We start from the raw sequence: 15,944 nt of genomic DNA, 5'->3' as shown, positions 1-15,944 counted from the left end.
CGTGATGCGTGTCCTGCTCGTGCTCGCCGCCGCGGCGATCGTCTCGGCCTGCGATCTCGGCGACCGGCTGGCGATATCCCCGACTGCGACCGGCGACCGGTTCGCCGCCATGCCCGCCGAGGCCGCACCGCGCTGGCCGGATCCCGGCTGGTGGCGGGGTTTTGGCAGCGCGGAGCTGGACGTGCTGGTCGCCGAAGCCGAGACCAACAACCGCGACCTGCTGGCCGCGGCCCAGCGGGTGGCGCAGGCGGAGGCGCAGACAAGGATCACCCGGGCGGCGCTGTTCCCCAGCCTCGACGCCAATGCCGGCGCCAGCCGCGGCACCGGCTCCGGCAACAGCGGCCAGACCCGCACCAGCTACAGCGCCGCGCTCTCGGCCTCCTACGAGCTGGACCTGGCCGGCGAACTGCGCGACCGCGCCACCGCCGGGGATCTGCGCTTTTTGGCCAGCGTCTATGACCAGGAGGCGCTGGCGCTTACGCTCACCGCCGACACCGCCAACGCCTATTTCACCCTGCTGGCGCTGCGCGACCGGCTGGCGCTGGCGGAGGACACGCTGGAGGCAGCCCAGCGGGTCCTGCGGATCGTGCGGGTGCAGGCGGGAGCCGGGCAGGCCTCCGACCTGGAGGTGCAGCAGCAGCTCTCGGCGGTGAACAGCCAGGAGGCGGCGATGGCCGGTCTCATGGGCGACGAGCGCCGCCAGGCCAACGCGCTGGCGGTCCTGCTCGGCCGACGCCCGGAAACGCTGCAGGTCAGCGCCCCGACCCTGGACCGGCTGGACCTCCCGCCGGTGATCGCCGGGCTGCCGTCCAAACTGCTGCGGCGCCGGCCGGACCTGGCCCGGGCCGAGGCCGAGCTGGCCGCGTCCGGCTACGACGCGCAGGCCGCGCGGGCGGCGCGCTTCCCGGTCGTGGCGCTGACCGCGTCGGGGGGCTACCAGAGCAGCGACCTGGGCGGCCTTTTGTCCCTGGACCAGGCGGTCTGGTCGCTGGCGGGTGCGGTGGCGGCGCCGGTGTTCGACGCCGGCCGCCTGGAAGCGGGCGAAGACCAGGCGGTGGCGCGCTTCCAGGAGCTGGCGGCGAATTATTCCCAGGCGATCCTGACCGCCCTGCAGGATGTCGAGGACGCGCTGATCGCGCTGGACACCGCGAAGCGCAGCTTCGAGCTGCGCCGGGCCGCCTATGTCGCCGCGCGGGAAGCCTACCGGATCGCCGAGCTGCGCTGGCGCAGCGGCGCCACCGACTTCCTTTCGGTGCTGCAGGCCCAGCAGGCGAGCTTCAGCGCGGCCGACAGCCTGACCCAGGCCGACCTCGCCCGCTACACCGCGAGCGTCAGCCTCTACCGGGCGCTGGGCGGCGGCTGGGAGGCGCCCGCCGATCCGCCGGCGGCCGCCAGCATCGAGGCACGCCTGCCGTAGCGGCGCAGCGACGGGTCGGGATGGGCCGAGAGCACCGGCGCGATGTCGGCCCAGAAATCCGGGATGCCGCCCTCGATCGCCCGGTCCAGCCAGATCAGCGCAGGCTCGCGGCTGCCGGCGGCGAACAGCAGGCGGGCCAGGTTGAACTGGCCGCGGAAGTCGCCGCCCCGGGCAGCGCGGGCATACCAGAAGAAGGCGGAACGGGGCCGTGGCCGGTGCAGCCAGCCTTCCTCCCGGTAATGGCCCAGCATGTTGGCGGCCTTGGCATGGCCCTGGCGGGCGGCGCGCAGGTACCAGGCGCAGGCCTGGCGGCGGTCGCGAAGGACGCCCTGGCCCTCGTGGAGGAGACCGGCCAGGTTGAACTGCGCCCAGTCATAGCCGCGCAACGCCGCATGCCGGTAGCATTCGGCGGCCTTAACCGGGTCCACCGGGCCGCCCCAGCCGAACTCATGGCAGCGGCCCAGCATGTTGATGCCTTCGACGCTGCCGGCCGCCGCGGCTTTTTCGAACCAGCGGCGGCCCTCCGTCCGGCTGCGCGGCACGCCGTTGCCGTCGATGCAGATCTGGCCCAGCAGGACCTGGGCGCGGGTCGAGCCGAAGGTGGCGGCAGTGCGGATCCGGCGGACCTCGTCCGCCGGGATCACAGCTCCGCCCAGCGGCGCAGGAGGTTGTGATAGACGTTGGTGAGGCCGAGCACGGCCGGGCTGTCGTCGGGCAGCCGACGGCGGGTCTCGATGATCGCCATGTCCAGATCGTAGAGCAGGGCGCGCTCGCCGTCGTTCTTGAGCATGGACTGGGTCCAGAAGAACGAGGACCAGCGGCTGCCGCGGGTGACCTCGGTGACGCTATGCAGGCTGGTGGCCGGGTAGACCACCATGCTGCCGGCCGGCAGCTTCACCGCCTTGCTGCCGTAGGTGTCGTGGATGATCAGCTCGCCACCGTTATAGTCTTCGGGCGGGGTGAGGAAGAGGGTGGAGGACACGTCGGCGCGCATCCGCATCCCGCCGGCGCCAGGGATCCCGCGGATGGCGCCGTCCACATGGGCGCCGAACTTCATGCCGGTGTCGTAGCGGTTGAACATGGGCGGCAGCACGCGCAGCGGCATGGCGGCGGAGTTGAAGATCGGGCTGCGTGCGAGTGCTCGCAGGATGATCTCGCCGCATTCACGGGCGGCCGGCGAGCCCTCCGGGATCTGCAGGTTGAACTTGCTCTTGGCGGCCTGTTCGCCGGCCGTGGCCTTGCCGTCGATCCAGGCGGCCTCTTCCAGGACCCTGCGGACGTGGGCGACTTCGTCCTGGGTGAGGACGTCCTTGATCTGAACCAGCATGATCGGGCTTCCCCCGCGGAATGGAAAAGGGAGCGGAAGCCCGCGAAGGCTTTCCGCTCCAAGATGATCGACGTCAAAGGTCGCGACGGCTCGATCAGAAGGTGGCGCCCACCGTCAGCAGGAAGGTGCGGCCCGAGGTCGGGACGGCGCGGGCGTTCTGGTTGGCGCTGTAGTTGAGCTCGTCGGTCAGGTTGTAGCCGTTGAGCGCGATCCGGTAGTTGTCGTAGGCATAGGACACCACCGCATCGAGCGAGAAGTTCTCGGGCAGCTCGGCGGTGTTGGCGCTGTTGGTGTAGATCTCGTCCTGGTAGGTCACGCCGCCGCCCAGCAGCAGCGCGCCGGGCACCTGCTGGAAGTGCGAGAGGACGTTGTAGGTCGTCCACAGCGAGAACGCGTTCTTGGGCGCGTTCGGCACCTCGTTGCCGACCGTCGAGTCGGCCGGGTCGGTCGCGGTCGAGCTACGGATCTCGGTGTCGAGATAGGAATAGGCCGCCGAGGCCGACCAGGCGTCGGTGATGTAGCCGCCGACGCCGATCTCGAAGCCGCGTACCCGCTGCTTCTCGCCGGTCGCCATGCTGAGCCCGGTTTCCGCGTCGGTGTAGGTCGCGTTGTCCTTGTTGATCTGGAAGATCGAGGCGCTGATGCCGATGCGCTGGTCGAGCACGCTGATCTTGCCGCCGAGCTCGAAGCTCTCGTTCTCCTCGGGCTCGAGGTCCGGCTGGTTGCCGTTGATCGGGTTCGGCGCCAGCGCGACGTACTGGCCCGGCACGGTCGAGGATGTCGCGTAGGAGAAGTAGTAGGTCTGCTCCTCGGTCGGCTCCCAGATCAGGCTGCCCTTCGGGCTCCAGAAGTCGTTGTCGGCCTCGTACTTGCTGTAGCCGTCATTGTTCCAGACCTTGTAGGTCGAGCTGTAGTCGTCCCAGCGCACGCCACCCAGGACCGAGAACTGCTCGGTGAGCCAGAGCCGGTCGCTGACGAAGACGCCGACGTCGGTACCGTAGGACTTCTTGGTGTTGTTCGGGTTGACCGGCAGCGTGTAGCTGTCGACGCCGAAGAAGTCGCCCGGGTTGCGGATGGTCGGCGTGGTCTTGTCGCCGTCGGTGCTGCGACCGTTGCGCCGGTCGTTCTGGTAGAAGATGTCGAGGCCTGCGACCACCTGGTTGCGGAAGCCGGCGACCTGGAAGTCGAACACGCCCGAGGTGACGTTCTGGAAGCCCCAGGACTGCTGGTTGTAGGACGGGTTGCCGCCGCCATAGGAGATGGCCGGGTTGCCGCCGGCGAAGAACTCCTCCGAGCAGTCGGCATTGCAGCCGGGCACGCTCGTGGCGAACTCGCGGGTGTAGTAGGCGATGCGGGTGTCGTTGTTCAGCGTGATCCCGTCATTGACCCGCCAGGACGCGCGGGACGTCAGCATGTCGACGTCGGACTTGTCCTCGTCCTGCTTCTTTCCATAGAAGCTGTCGCGCGACACGCCGTACTCGGTGACCGGGCGGCTGACCTCGCTGCCGGGCGGCGTCACCGCCGGCACGCCGTAGTCCGGCGTGCGGTCGCCGTGCTGGTGCAGGTAGTTCAGGGACCAGTTCAGGTCGGTGCCCAGGCCGAACGCCACCGAGCCTGCCAGGCCCCAGCGGTCGGACTTCACATGGTCGCGGTCCTCGACGTCCTGGTCGTGGAGCATGCCCACCACCCGGACCGCGGTCGTGTCGTTGATCTGCTGGTTGACGTCGCCGACGACGCGATAGAGCGGGCCGGTGCCGAGCGAGCCGTCGATCGAGTAGGAATTGCCCAGATGCGCGGTCTTGCTCTGGGAATTGATGACGCCGCCGGTGGAGCCGAAGCCGAAGCTTTCCGAGGACGGGCCCTTGAAGACCTCGACCTGCTCGTAGTTGAAGCTGTCGCGGACATAGGTGCCGAAGTCGCGCAGCCCGTCCAGGTAGATGTCGCCCTTGGCGTCGAAGCCGCGGATGCGGAACTGGTCGCCGTTCAGGCCGCCATTGCCCTCGCCGACCGACACGGTGACGCCCGGCACGTTGCGCAGGGCCTGGTCGAGGGTGTTGACGCCCTGCTGGCGCAGGGTCTCCTCGTTGATCACCTGCACCGACTGCGGCGTATCCTGGATGGTGCCGGGCAGCCGGCCGATGCCGGTGTCGTTGCGCAGGGGATTGGCCGGCTGGTCGGCCTCGACCACCACCGGCGGCAGCGCCACGGCGCCAGAAGTATCCTCGGCGGGCGCGCCGTCCGCTTCCTGGGCCAGGGCGTCGCCCGGCGTGCCGAAGGCCAGTGCCGCGAAGCCTGCCGTGGCGAACACCCCCTGCATCGCCAGCCAGCCGTTCGTGTCGTTCCGTTCCATCGTCATCCCCCACCAGCGGTCCTGGCGGGGGCTGTATCGATCACGATTGCTGGCAGTCAACGCAGCCAAGTCGAAAAGTAGTCACCAAGACGACCAAAACGTACACTTCGTCTTTCTGGACTAATTCCAATTCAAAGGAGATGCACGCCGCGGGGTTTTGTTCAGGGCAGCACGATCTTCGGGAAGTGGCAGCCGACGATCCAGTTCGGCTGGTCGACGATCTCGGTGATCTTCAGGTCGGCGCAGGCCGAGCAAAGCAGGTAGGCCTGGATCGGCTCGATCTTCAGGCGCTCGGCGATCAGGTCGACCATCTGGTCGAGCGCGTCGGTGGCGTTCTGCATCAGGTCCGGGCCCACCCCGGTGGTGACCAGGTAGCCCTTGCCGTCGATGTGCCGGCCGCGCGGGGTCGGGTTGTCGATCACCGGGAACCTAGGTGCTCGGCCCTTGACCAGTTCCAGCTGGACCACGACGTTCATGGCGCTCTCGATCGCGGTGCCGCAGACCTCGCCGTCGCCCTGGGCAGCGTGGGTGTCGCCCAGCGAGAACAGGCAGCCCTCGACCTCGACCGGGAAGGTCACGGTGGCGCCGACGCAGACATCGGCGGTGTCCATGTTGCCGCCGACCCGGCGCGGCGGGACCACGCTGTGCGAGCCGGGCTCGGCCAGGGCCTGGCCGATCACGCCGATGAACGGCTTGAGCGGCACCGAGGCGCCACCCGCGAACGGCGCCGGGGTCTTCAGGTCCCGGTCATAGTGCCAATGCGCGATCGCCGGCTCCTGGAACCGGTGCGCCAGCAGGCCGAAGCCCGGGATGTTGGCGGTCCAGCCCCAGCCCGACGGCTTCATCTCCCGGACATGCACGACCAGCGAATCGCCGGGCTCGGCTCCCTCCACGAAGACCGGGCCGGTGGCCGGGTTGACCCGGCCGAAATCCAGCTTGCCCACGTCGGCGGCGGTCGAGGAAGGCGAGAGCTGTCCACCCGACGCGTCGATCGTCTCGAACTCGACGATGTCGCCGGGCTTCACGGTCAGCAGGGGCGGGCGGCTGTTGTCCCAGCCGAAATGATGGTGCTTGCGCTCGATATAATGGCTGGCCATGGCACGGGCTCCCCGATGGCGGCGTTGGCTTGGCGCCGATCCTGGAACGGGATCGCCTCCGGGGAAAGCCCGTCCATGGCGGGCGCGGGCCGGCATCGCGGCCGGCCCGCCGGCGGTCAGTTCAGGTCCAGGGGCTCGCCCAGGCCGAACAGGCGCGCGCGGTTCTCGGTGTAGTAGGCCTCGGCGTCATAGGTCTCGACCGGCAGGTCGAGCCGCTCGGCGGTGAGCTGGCCGATCGAGGCCAGCAGCGCATAGGCGGCGATCGCCTCGTTGGCCTGGGCGCGCACCAGCTCGACCTGCGAGCCGAACAGTTCCTGCTCGGCGTCGAGGACGTCCAGCACGGTGCGCGAGCCGACCTGGGCCTCCTGCTCCACGCCTTCCAGGGCGATCCGGTTGGCGCGCACCTGCGCCTGGCGCGACTGGATGTTGGTGGTGCTGGTCTGCAGCGCCTCCCAGGCGACGGTGACGTTCTCTGCCACGCTGCGCTGGGTGGAGACGAGCTGCTCGTCGCGCTGCCGGGCGACCTGCTTGTTCTGGCGGACCTGCGAATACTCCGCGCCGCCCTGGTAGAGCGGCACGGTGACCTGCACGCCGATCGACGCGTCGCGCTGCCAGGAGAGGTTGGTCGAGGGCTCGTCGGCATAGGAGGCGCTGGCGCGCAGGTCTACCTGCGGCAGGAGGCGAGAGAAGGCGACGTCGACATCGTCCTTGGCGGCAGCCAGCGTGTACTGCGCCGTCGCGATGTTCGGATTGGCGACCGCAAGCTCCTGGGCCTGGGCCTCGTTGGCCGGCAGGCTGGCCGGCTTGACCGGCTGGTCGACGTTTTCCGGCTCCTGGGCGATGATCCGGCGGAACATGGCGATCGAGTTGGCGAGCAGGCCCTCGGCCTCGACACGCGAGGCTTCCGCCGCCGAGAGCCGCGCCTCGGCCTGGGCGACGTCGGTGCGGGCGACCTCGCCCACGTTGAAGCGATCGCGGGTCGCCTGGAGCTGGCGCTGCAGCCGCTTCTCGTTGTTGATCGCGAGTTCCAGCACCGAGCGGTCGCGCCACACCCCGGCATAGGCGCGCACCGCGTCGTAGAGGATCTGCTGCTCGGTGACGATCAGGTTGGCACGGTTGGCACGGACCGTGTTCTCCGAAGCGCGAAGGTTGGCGTCCAGCCCGCCGCCGCGGTAGAGCGGCTGGGTCACGCTCAGGCCGATCGCCGACGAATCCAGGGTGCCATCGCCCTGGCTGCTGTCGAGATCGACGATGTCGTAGCTGGCCGAGGCGCCTACCTGCGGCCGGTAGCCGGACAGGGCCTGCGAGACCAGCTCGTCGGTGGCGCGCAGCTGGGCGCGGGCGGCGCCGAGGTCGGGATTGGTGCTGTAGGCGCTGACGAGGGCTTCCTGAAGGGTTTGCGCCCCGGCCGGACCTGCGGCGAGCGCGACCATCGCCGAGGTGAGGACGAGGATACTCTTCAAGCGCATTCCGATCTCCCGGCTGCGAGCGCCATCAAGCGGCCCCATGGGACCAGCCCGCGAATACAACAGTGCAAGAGTGGCGGCCATGGCCGATCGCTGCAAGCATGGACGCCATGTCCCATCCGGCATCCTCGGCCGACGGAAGGCCGTTGTGTAGGGAAGGACACAGAACTCCGGGAGCCCGGTCCAGTGAGCCTGCGCGGCATCATCCATGTCGACATGGACGCTTTCTACGCCTCGGTGGAACAGCGCGACGATCCCGCCCTGCGCGGCCGGCCGCTGGCCGTGGGCGGCCGGGACGGGCGCGGCGTGGTGGCGGCGGCCAGCTACGAAGCCCGCGCGTTCGGGGTGCGCTCGGCGATGCCGGCCGGCGAGGCGCTGCGCCGCTGCCCGGACCTCCTGTTCGTGCGGCCGCGCTTCGACGCCTACAAGGAGGTGAGCCGGCAGATCCGCGCGATCTTCCGGCGCTTCACCCCGCTGGTCGAGCCGGTTTCGCTGGACGAGGCCTATCTGGACGTCACCCGGCCGCTCACCGGACCGGCACCGCCGGCCGAGGTGGCGGCCCGGATCAAGGCGGCGATCCTGTCCGAGACGCAGCTTACCGCCTCGGCCGGCGTGTCGTTCAACAAGTTCCTGGCGAAGACCGCGTCGGGCATGAACAAGCCCGACGGCCTCACCCTGGTCGGCCCGGACGACGCGGCGGCGCTGCTGGCCGGCCTGGCAATCGAGGATTTCCACGGGGTTGGCCCGCGCACCGCGGAAAAGCTGCGGGCGGTCGGGATCCTGACCGGCGCCGACCTGGCCCAGGCCTCGGAAGCCTGGCTGGTGCGCCGGTTCGGCCGCAGCGGCGCCTGGCTGGCCCGGATCGCGGTCGGCCAGGACGACCGGCCGGTCGAGCCGGACCGGCCGCGCCGCTCGGTGTCGGTGGAGCAGACGTTCGCCCGCGACGTGGCCGGGCGAGCCGCGCTTGCGGAGATCCTCCGGGAGCTGGTGATCGATCTCAACCGCAGGTTAGAAGAGACCGGCTTTCGCGGCCGCTCGGTGATCCTGAAGATCCGCTCCGCCGACTTCGTCACCAGGACGCGCACCACCACGCCCAAACCTTTTCCCCAGGATGTCGAAAGCCTGTGGAAAATTGCTCTTGGCCTGCTGGATCGGCCGGAGCCGCCACGAGGCCGGGTGCGGCTTCTGGGCCTGGGCGTGAACGATGGAACCGAAGAAGCGGATCCGCGCCAGTTCGACCTGTTCGGCACGAACGGACGGGATTTTCCTCAAGGATAGGCACAATCCTGGAGCGTCACCTCGATCTGGGTGTCGTTCGCTACCGAGGCGAACCCGAACCGGTATTCCCGTCCGTCGGCGACCACCGAATGGCCGAGCGGGAGGACCCCCTCCACCAGCTCGATGTTGCCGCCGATGCGCAGGACCCGGATCTCGACCTTGCGGCCAGCGTCGAAGCCCGGCCGGGGTGAACCGTCCTCGGCCACCGCCGGGCTGGCGGTGGCGCTGACCGTGATCCGGTTGTCCAGGAAAGCCACGGTCTGCAGCGGCGCCACCCCGCTCGGCAGGCGCGGCGCGAACCGGCGCTGGGCAACCCCCTGGCGGCAGGCACGCACCGGGGCCGCCTCCGACAGCACGAAGCGCAGCCGCTCGGGCGGAACGCCCTGGTCCAGCCTGGCGCGCAGCAGGTCCAAGAGCGCGCCGAGTTCGCCATGCGGCACGCGCGCGGCCAAGCTCTCGATCCGGGCCTGCGCCTGGGCGCTGGCCGAGGCCAGCGCCTGTTCCGCCTGGGCCCGCAGGCGCTCGGCCGCCCGCTCGCGCGCCTCGGTCTCGCCGATCCGGGCTTCCAGTGCGCCGATCCGGGCATCGGCCTCGAACCCGCCGACCTCGCGGCCGAACCAGAACGCGGCACCCAGCAGCGCCAGCAGGGCGAGCGGGGCCACGATCCAGCGGCCGACGAAACGGCGGCGGCGCTGGCGCGCCCCGGCGCTCAGCCGCATGGAGCGGCCCGCGACCGCTCAGTCACCGTCCTGCAGCCAGTCCGCAGCGGCGATCGGCGCCCGGATCTCGTTCACCAGGCCGGGCTCGCGGCGGTCCTGCAGGAGCTGGAGCACCGCGGCAGCGGTCTCCTCGACCGAGCGGCGGGTGACGTCGATCTCCGGCCAGCCGAACTTCGAGAACATCCGCCGCGCCGTGACCAGTTCCTCGCGCACCCGGTCGGCCTCGGCATAGTCGCCGCCGAACTGTCCCTCGTCGCCCACGCCCATGTGCTTTTGCCGGTTGCGGCGGATCGAGGTCAGGTGCTCGGCATTGATGGTGAGCCCCACGATGAGCGGCCGCTTCAGCTTCTCCAGGTAGCGCAGCTGCGGCATGTCCGGGACGATCGGGACATTGGCGGCCTTGATGCCCCGGTTGGCGAGATAGACGCAGGTCGGGGTCTTGGAGGTGCGCGAAACCCCCACCAGGACGACGTCGGCATCGTCCAGCCGCTCGGGGGCCTGGCCGTCGTCGTGGCGCATCGCGAAGTCCATCGCCGCGATCCGCGAGAAGTAGCCGGCGTCCATCTCGTGCTGCTTGCCGATCTTCGGCATGCCGGACGAGCCGACCATCTGGGTGAGCGAGTTCATCACCGCGTCCAGCACCGGGACGCAGGGCACGTTCATCTGCTCGCAGCGCTCCTGCAGGAGCTGGCGCAGGTCCGGCGAGATCAGGGTGAAGATCACCATGCCCGGCATCATGCCGATGATCGAGAGCACCTTCTCGAGCTGGGCGCGGGTGCGCACGAAGAACCAGACATGCTCGACCGGGACCACGTCCTCGAACTGGGAAACCGCGGCGCGCGCCACGGTGGTGACGGTCTCGCCGGTGCTGTCGGAGATCAGGTGCAGGTGCAGCCGCAAGGTCATCGAGCCGGTTTTTCGCCTGTGGACGAACAGTGGACAGAATCACCGGCGGCCGCCAGGGCGATTCGTTCATCCCGTCTCAGGTCGTCCATCCACCGATCTCCTGGCCTTCGACACCCATGGGGAAAGCTTCGACGGCCTTCACGCGGCCTCCCGACGATAGCCCCGGATCGTCCCCAAGTTCCACATCTTCGTTCTCCCGCGCCAAGTCACGGAAGATCCTGGCTTTTCAGGAGATGTCCACGCACCTATTCCCAGGAACCGCCCAAGCCGTGTAGCCTGGGCAGGACCGGGGGGATCCCTGCGGGACAAGAATGCATCCCCGCTTCGCAGGGGCCCTATCACCACCACCACCACCTGTTCTTATCTGTTCGAATCACGAAAGATAAGATTCATAGGAAATGATACGCCTGTGGAGAATTCCCGCTCGGCGGTCGCGACGGACGACAAGCTCCTGCTTCGCGCCCTTCAGGGACGCAGCGTCGAGCGTGCCCCGTTCTGGCTCATGCGGCAGGCCGGCCGTTACCTTCCGGAATATCGCGCGATAAGGAAGGAAGTCCCCGACTTTCTCTCCTTGTGCTATAATCCGGACCTTGCGGTCGAGGTCACCCTCCAGCCGATCCGGCGCTATGGGATGGATGCGGCGATCCTGTTCTCGGACATCCTGGTGGTGCCGGACGCGATCGGGGTGAAGGTCGCCTTCCAGCAGGGCGAGGGACCGGTCCTGGAGCCGATCAGGACCGCTCAGGCGCTGGATCAACTGAGCCTGGAACGCCTGCACGATCACCTGAGTCCGGTTTATGCGACGCTGACTCGGCTGAGGGCGGAGTTACCGGCACAGACCGCGCTGATCGGGTTCGCCGGGGCGCCCTGGACCCTGGCGGCCTATGTGGTGGAGGGGGGCGGCTCCAAGGACTTCGCCGCGGCGCGGACCCTGGCCCGGAGGGAGCCCGAGCTGTTCGCCCGGCTGATCGACCTGCTGGCGGACGCGGTGGTGGCCTTCCTGGACCGGCAGGTGCAGGCCGGGGCCGAGGTGCTGCAGCTGTTCGACAGCTGGGCGGGAGCCCTGCCGGAGGACCAGCTGGAGCTGTGGTGCGTCCGCCCGGTCCGCCGGATCATCGCCGAGCTGCGTGCCCGCCATCCCGCCGTGCCGGTGATCCACTTCCCCCGGGGCGTCGGCCTGTCGCTGGGCCATGTCGCCCGGCAGGTGGAGGCCCGGGCCATCGGCCTGGATACCGCGGTGCCGATGGGCGAGGCGGTGCGCCTCTTGCCGCCGAGCCTGTGCCTGCAGGGCAATCTCGACCCGGTCGACCTGGTGGCCGGCGGTGCGCCGATGCTGGAGCGGCTGGAGCGGCTGCGGGCGGCGACCCGGGGACGTCCCTGGATCTTCAACCTGGGCCACGGGGTGCTGCAGCAGACCGATCCGGGCGAGGTACAGCGGCTCTGCGACGAGCTGCGGCGGGTGCCAGCGTAAAAACCTGCTTGCCAGCCTTGAAATCCCTGGCGGGATGGGTCATCAATCGCGGGCGGTACTCCTACCGTCCCCTGAAAACTTCCCGCCTACATCGACGCTCGGACGGTTCTGCCCAGGACCCGACAGGATCGTACGATCAGAAGCGCACGCGAGGTCCGGTTGAGCGACTGGTCGCTCTGGCTGAAATCCCTACACATCATGGCATTCGCCGCATGGATGGCGGCGATGTGGTATCTGCCACGCCTGATGGTGTATCATGCCGACAAAGTCGCCGGCGGCGATTCGTCGGAGACGTTCAAGATCATGGAGCGGCGCCTCCTCAAGGGAATTGCCACCCCTGCCATGATCTTGACCATCGTCTTCGGCCTGTGGCTCGCCTACCTGCAGAACCAGCTGGGTGATGGCTGGCTGCATGCGAAACTGCTCTTGGTCTTCTTCATGGCCGGCTGCCACGGTGTGCTGGCGGCCCATGTGAAGAAGTTCGCCCGGGACGAGCGACCCAAGCCCGCCCGATTCTACCGGGTGATCAACGAGGTGCCGACGTTGCTCTTCGTCGGCATTGTTCTCCTCGTGATCCTCAAGCCCTTCTGATTTCTCGAGTTCATTCCGCGAGAGCCATCTTGTCCGACGATACGATCGATCCCATCACGCCCTCGCCCGAAACCACCGACGGCCCGACCAAGCCCACCGGTGCCAGGCGCAGGCGTACGCGCACCCGCAGCGAACGGGCCAAGGACGCGGAAGCCGCGGAGCTGCCTCTCGGCGGCGATGACGATTCCGGTTCCGACACCGCCGGCCTGCAGCGGGCACTGGGCCTCGACAGCTCGGCCGACGAGACACCGCGCGAGCGGCCGGCCCGCCGGGCCCGCACCCCGCGTGGCGAGGCGCCGCGCGAGGCCGCCGAGGCCCCGGCCGGCCCATCGAGCGAGGCGTCCGCCGAGGTCCCGGCCCGGGCGGAGCAGAGCGATCCGTCGGTGGCGCCTCAGCCGGACGTGACCATCCCGCCGATGCCCGGCGAGGAGCCCGGCGACGCGGCACCGCCGCAGGTCCGCGCCGAGCGGCCGGATCGCGGCGAGGAGCGGGGCGAGCGCCGCGAGCGCCAGAACGAGCGTCCCCAGCAGGACCGGGGCCAGCAGGACCGGCCGGAGCGCGGCCCGCGCCCGGAGCGGCAGCGCCACGAGCCGCGCGGCGACTACCGGGAGCCGCGCGAGTTCCGGGATCGCCAGGACGGGCGAGGCGGGTTCGATCGCGGCCGCAACGAGTTCCGTCGCGACCGCGACGACGGCCGCCAGCGCCATTTCGAGCAGCGCCGCGGCGGCGGCCGGCATGACGGCCTGCCCCGGGTACGCGAGGAGGAGGAGCTGGCCGCGGCGGAGATCGCCGCCGACGTCAACCGCCCGACCATCAACCTGACCGAGCTGAAGCGCCGCTCCCCGGCCGAACTGCTGACCTATGCCGAGGAACTCGGCATCGACCAGCCGAGCGCGCTCAAGAAGGGCGACCTGATCTTCGCCGTGCTCAAGCGCCTGGCCGAAACGGACATGGCGATCACCGGCGAGGGCGTGATCGAGATCCTGCAGGACGGCTTCGGCTTCCTGCGCTCGCCGGACGTGAACTACGTGGCCGGCCCGGACGACGTGTACGTGTCGCCGTCGCAGATCCGCCGCTTCGGCCTGCGCACCGGCGACGTGGTGCACGGCCTGGTGCGGGCGCCCAAGGAGGGCGAGCGCTATTTCGCGCTGCTGCGCGCCAACACCATCAATTTCGAGGAGCCGGAGAAGGCGCGCCACCGGGTGCACTTCGAGAACCTCACGCCCTACTACCCGACCGAGAAGATGAAGCTCGAGATCGTCGGGCAGAAGGACATGAGCACCCGGATCATCGACATGACCACGCCGCTCGGCAAAGGGCAGCGCGGCCTGATCGTTGCCCCGCCGCGTGTCGGCAAGACCGTGCTGATGCAGAACATCGCGCACGCGATCATGGCCAACCATCCCGAGGTGTTCCTGATCGTCCTGCTGATCGACGAGCGGCCCGAGGAAGTCACCGACATGCAGCGCACCGTGCGCGGCGAGGTGGTGTCCTCGACCTTCGACGAGCCGGCCACGCGCCACGTCCAGGTCGCCGAGATGGTGATCGAGAAGGCCAAGCGGCTGGTCGAGATGGGCAAGGACGTGGTGATCCTCCTGGACTCGATCACCCGCCTGGCGCGCGCCTACAACACGGTGGTGCCCTCGTCGGGCAAGGTGCTGACCGGCGGCGTGGACGCCAACGCCCTGCAGCGGCCCAAGCGCTTCTTCGGTGCGGCGCGCAACATCGAGGCGGGCGGCTCGCTCACCATCATCGCCACCGCGCTGATCGACACCGGCTCGCGCATGGACGAGGTGATCTTCGAGGAGTTCAAGGGCACGGGCAATTCCGAGATCGTGCTGGACCGCCGGATCGCCGACAAGCGGGTGTTCCCGACCATGGACGTGCAGAAGTCCGGTACCCGCAAGGAAGAACTGCTGGTCGACCGGGCCACGCTGCAGCGGATGTGGGTGCTGCGCCGCATCCTCAGCCCGATGGGCACGGTCGACGCGATCGAGTTCTTGATCGACAAGATGAAACACGCGAAAACCAACGACGATTTTTGGAACACCATGAACTGACCGCGGGACAGCGCAGCGCGTCCCTGGAGCTCGGTGTTCCGGCAAGGCCGATCGACGTAGAAGTCGGCCTTTCGGCTCCGAGCCGCAGGGATATGGGAACGTGTTGCGCAATATCGTGGCCATCCTGGTCGTGCTGCTGATCGCCGCCGGTGCAGGTGGTGCGTACTGGTGGTTCGTCATGCGGCCGCAGATGGCGGCCCAGGGCGGCGGGGGCGGCCCGCCGGCCGGCTTCGCCATGCCGGTGGAAGCCGCCGAGGTGAAGATCGCCCCGGCCGCGACCACCACCGACGCGGTGGGTTCGTTGCGCTCCACCGAATCGGTGCTGCTCAAGCCCGAGGTGAGCGGGCGCATCGTCAACATCAATTTCGACGAGGGCCAGCGTGTCCGGAAGGGCACGGTGCTGATCGAGCTCGACCGCAGCATCGAGGAGGCCGAGCTGGAACAGGCCCGCGCCGAACTGGAGCTGGCCCAGTCGGAGTACGAGCGCCAGCAGACCCTGCGTGAGCGGAACAACGTCTCCCAGGCAGCCCTGGACCAGGCCAAGGCGCGGCTGGCCACCGCCACGGCGGAGATCGCGCTGGCCGAGGCCAGGCTCGCCAAGCGCACCCTCCTGGCCCCGTTCGACGCCCGGGCCGGCCTGCGCCGGGTCAGCCCCGGGGCCTTCGTCGAGACAGGCACGCCGCTGGTGAACCTGGAGGACATCGACCCGCTCAAGCTCGACTTCCGGGTGCCCGAACGGTTCCTGCCGACGGTGCAGATCGGCCAGGCCATCGAGGTTCAGGTCGACGCGTTCCCCAACCAGGAGTTCCAGGGCGAGGTCGCGGCGATCGACCCGCAGATCGACGAGGCCGGCCGTTCGCTGGTGGTCCGGGCGGTGGTCCAGAACGAGGATGACCGCCTGCGGCCCGGCCTGTTCGCCCGGGTGACGCTCACCCTGGCCAGCCGGGAGGACGCCATCTGGATCGACGAGGCGGCGATCGTGCCGATGGGCGACCAGGCCACGGTGTTCAAGCTGGTCGAGGACGGCGAGGGCAAGACCACGGCGAAGTCGCAGCCGGTGCGGCTGGGGCTGCGCCAGCCGGGCCTGGTGGAGGTCGTGGAGGGCCTGGAGGCCGGGGACCGGGTGGTGACCGCCGGCGTGCTCAAGATCGGCGACGGCTCGCCCGTCCAAGTGGTGCCGTCGCCGGGCGAGGGCCAGGCCTCGCCGCCCGCCGGCGAGGCGGGCGCCGAGCAGGAACCCGCCGCCGCCGCGGGCTGAGGAG

General features: G+C 69.4%; 13 protein-coding genes. 6 read left to right on the top strand and 7 right to left on the bottom strand.

All coding sequences use genetic code 11. The features are described from left to right. The first annotated feature begins 4 nt into the window (after positions 1-4). Positions 5-1,417 (top strand): efflux transporter outer membrane subunit, encoded by a 1,413-nt coding sequence (locus GEMRO_RS28470; protein WP_157505506.1) that lies wholly within the window; start codon positions 5-7, stop codon positions 1,415-1,417. On the opposite strand, the gene GEMRO_RS28465 is transcribed toward GEMRO_RS28470, so the two are convergent. From GEMRO_RS28465 to GEMRO_RS0108265, 5 genes are all read right to left on the bottom strand, one after another. Continuing rightward, the gene (locus GEMRO_RS28465) at positions 1,339-2,061 is read right to left on the bottom strand and encodes a tetratricopeptide repeat protein (protein ID WP_051328847.1); all 723 of its coding nucleotides are present in this window, start codon (positions 2,059-2,061) and stop codon (positions 1,339-1,341) included. The genes GEMRO_RS28470 and GEMRO_RS28465 overlap by 79 nt on opposite strands. After that, on the bottom strand, positions 2,058-2,744 hold the full coding sequence (locus GEMRO_RS0108280) for a Fe2+-dependent dioxygenase (RefSeq protein ID WP_027133610.1): 687 nt from the start codon (positions 2,742-2,744) through the stop codon (positions 2,058-2,060). Before GEMRO_RS0108280 ends, GEMRO_RS28465 begins: the two co-directional genes overlap by 4 nt. Before the next feature lie 94 nt (positions 2,745-2,838). Beyond that, positions 2,839-5,100 (bottom strand): TonB-dependent receptor, encoded by a 2,262-nt coding sequence (locus tag GEMRO_RS0108275; protein WP_051328846.1) that lies wholly within the window; start codon positions 5,098-5,100, stop codon positions 2,839-2,841. 155 nt (positions 5,101-5,255) lie between these two features. Next, positions 5,256-6,191: an acetamidase/formamidase family protein gene (locus tag GEMRO_RS0108270; RefSeq protein ID WP_027133608.1), complete on the bottom strand. Its 936-nt coding sequence runs from the start codon at positions 6,189-6,191 to the stop codon at positions 5,256-5,258. 116 nt (positions 6,192-6,307) lie between these two features. Further along, a complete protein-coding gene (locus GEMRO_RS0108265; protein WP_035484954.1) occupies positions 6,308-7,660 on the bottom strand; it encodes a TolC family outer membrane protein in 1,353 nt (450 codons plus the stop codon). 183 nt (positions 7,661-7,843) lie between these two features. Here GEMRO_RS0108265 and dinB point away from each other — a divergent pair, with 183 nt between their 5' ends. Beyond that, positions 7,844-8,935: a DNA polymerase IV gene (dinB, locus tag GEMRO_RS0108260; protein ID WP_240476633.1), complete on the top strand. Its 1,092-nt coding sequence runs from the start codon at positions 7,844-7,846 to the stop codon at positions 8,933-8,935. Here the strand turns inward: dinB and GEMRO_RS32515 are convergent. Both GEMRO_RS32515 and GEMRO_RS28460 read right to left on the bottom strand, forming a co-directional pair. Continuing rightward, the gene (locus tag GEMRO_RS32515; protein ID WP_051328845.1) at positions 8,926-9,654 is read right to left on the bottom strand and encodes a hypothetical protein; all 729 of its coding nucleotides are present in this window, start codon (positions 9,652-9,654) and stop codon (positions 8,926-8,928) included. The two genes, dinB and GEMRO_RS32515, sit on opposite strands and share 10 nt — an antisense overlap. Positions 9,655-9,672: 18 nt before the next feature. Further along, positions 9,673-10,560 carry a pyruvate, water dikinase regulatory protein gene (locus GEMRO_RS28460; protein ID WP_051328844.1) on the bottom strand — a complete coding sequence of 296 codons (888 nt, stop codon included), beginning with the start codon at positions 10,558-10,560 and terminating at the stop codon, positions 9,673-9,675. Positions 10,561-10,969: 409 nt separating this feature from the next. Between GEMRO_RS28460 and hemE the strand changes: the two genes are divergently transcribed. The 4 genes from hemE (at position 10,970) to GEMRO_RS0108230 (ending at position 15,940) form a co-directional block, all read left to right on the top strand. Continuing rightward, positions 10,970-12,031 carry a uroporphyrinogen decarboxylase gene (hemE, locus tag GEMRO_RS0108245; RefSeq protein WP_027133605.1) on the top strand — a complete coding sequence of 354 codons (1,062 nt, stop codon included), beginning with the start codon at positions 10,970-10,972 and terminating at the stop codon, positions 12,029-12,031. Positions 12,032-12,190: 159 nt separating this feature from the next. Next, a complete protein-coding gene (hemJ, locus tag GEMRO_RS0108240) occupies positions 12,191-12,622 on the top strand; it encodes a protoporphyrinogen oxidase HemJ (protein ID WP_027133604.1) in 432 nt (143 codons plus the stop codon). A gap of 812 nt (positions 12,623-13,434) precedes the next feature. Continuing rightward, complete coding sequence (rho, locus tag GEMRO_RS0108235; protein WP_027133603.1) at positions 13,435-14,682, top strand: transcription termination factor Rho; 1,248 nt, start codon at positions 13,435-13,437, stop codon at positions 14,680-14,682. 100 nt (positions 14,683-14,782) lie between these two features. Continuing rightward, positions 14,783-15,940, top strand: coding sequence for an efflux RND transporter periplasmic adaptor subunit (locus tag GEMRO_RS0108230; RefSeq protein ID WP_240476632.1), 1,158 nt, complete (start codon positions 14,783-14,785; stop codon positions 15,938-15,940). The last annotated feature ends 4 nt before the right edge of the window (positions 15,941-15,944 follow it).

Source organism: Geminicoccus roseus DSM 18922 (assembly GCF_000427665.1).
In the GTDB taxonomy this organism is placed as follows: domain Bacteria; phylum Pseudomonadota; class Alphaproteobacteria; order Geminicoccales; family Geminicoccaceae; genus Geminicoccus; species Geminicoccus roseus.
The sequence above is the reverse complement of the archived record's forward strand: the minus strand, read 5'-3'. Positions and strand labels throughout refer to the sequence as shown.

What these genes read in the sequence shown, in the direction of transcription:
- GEMRO_RS32515 (WP_051328845.1), bottom strand. Translation starts at nt 9,654, where the DNA reads ATGCGGCTGAGCGCCGGGGCGCGCCAGCGCCGCCGCCGTTTCGTCGGC.
- GEMRO_RS0108265 (WP_035484954.1), bottom strand. Translation starts at nt 7,660, where the DNA reads ATGCGCTTGAAGAGTATCCTCGTCCTCACCTCGGCGATGGTCGCGCTC.
- GEMRO_RS0108275 (WP_051328846.1), bottom strand. Translation starts at nt 5,100, where the DNA reads ATGACGATGGAACGGAACGACACGAACGGCTGGCTGGCGATGCAGGGG.
- GEMRO_RS28460 (WP_051328844.1), bottom strand. Translation starts at nt 10,560, where the DNA reads ATGACCTTGCGGCTGCACCTGCACCTGATCTCCGACAGCACCGGCGAG.
- GEMRO_RS0108280 (WP_027133610.1), bottom strand. Translation starts at nt 2,744, where the DNA reads ATGCTGGTTCAGATCAAGGACGTCCTCACCCAGGACGAAGTCGCCCAC.
- GEMRO_RS0108270 (WP_027133608.1), bottom strand. Translation starts at nt 6,191, where the DNA reads ATGGCCAGCCATTATATCGAGCGCAAGCACCATCATTTCGGCTGGGAC.
- GEMRO_RS28470 (WP_157505506.1), top strand. Translation starts at nt 5, where the DNA reads ATGCGTGTCCTGCTCGTGCTCGCCGCCGCGGCGATCGTCTCGGCCTGC.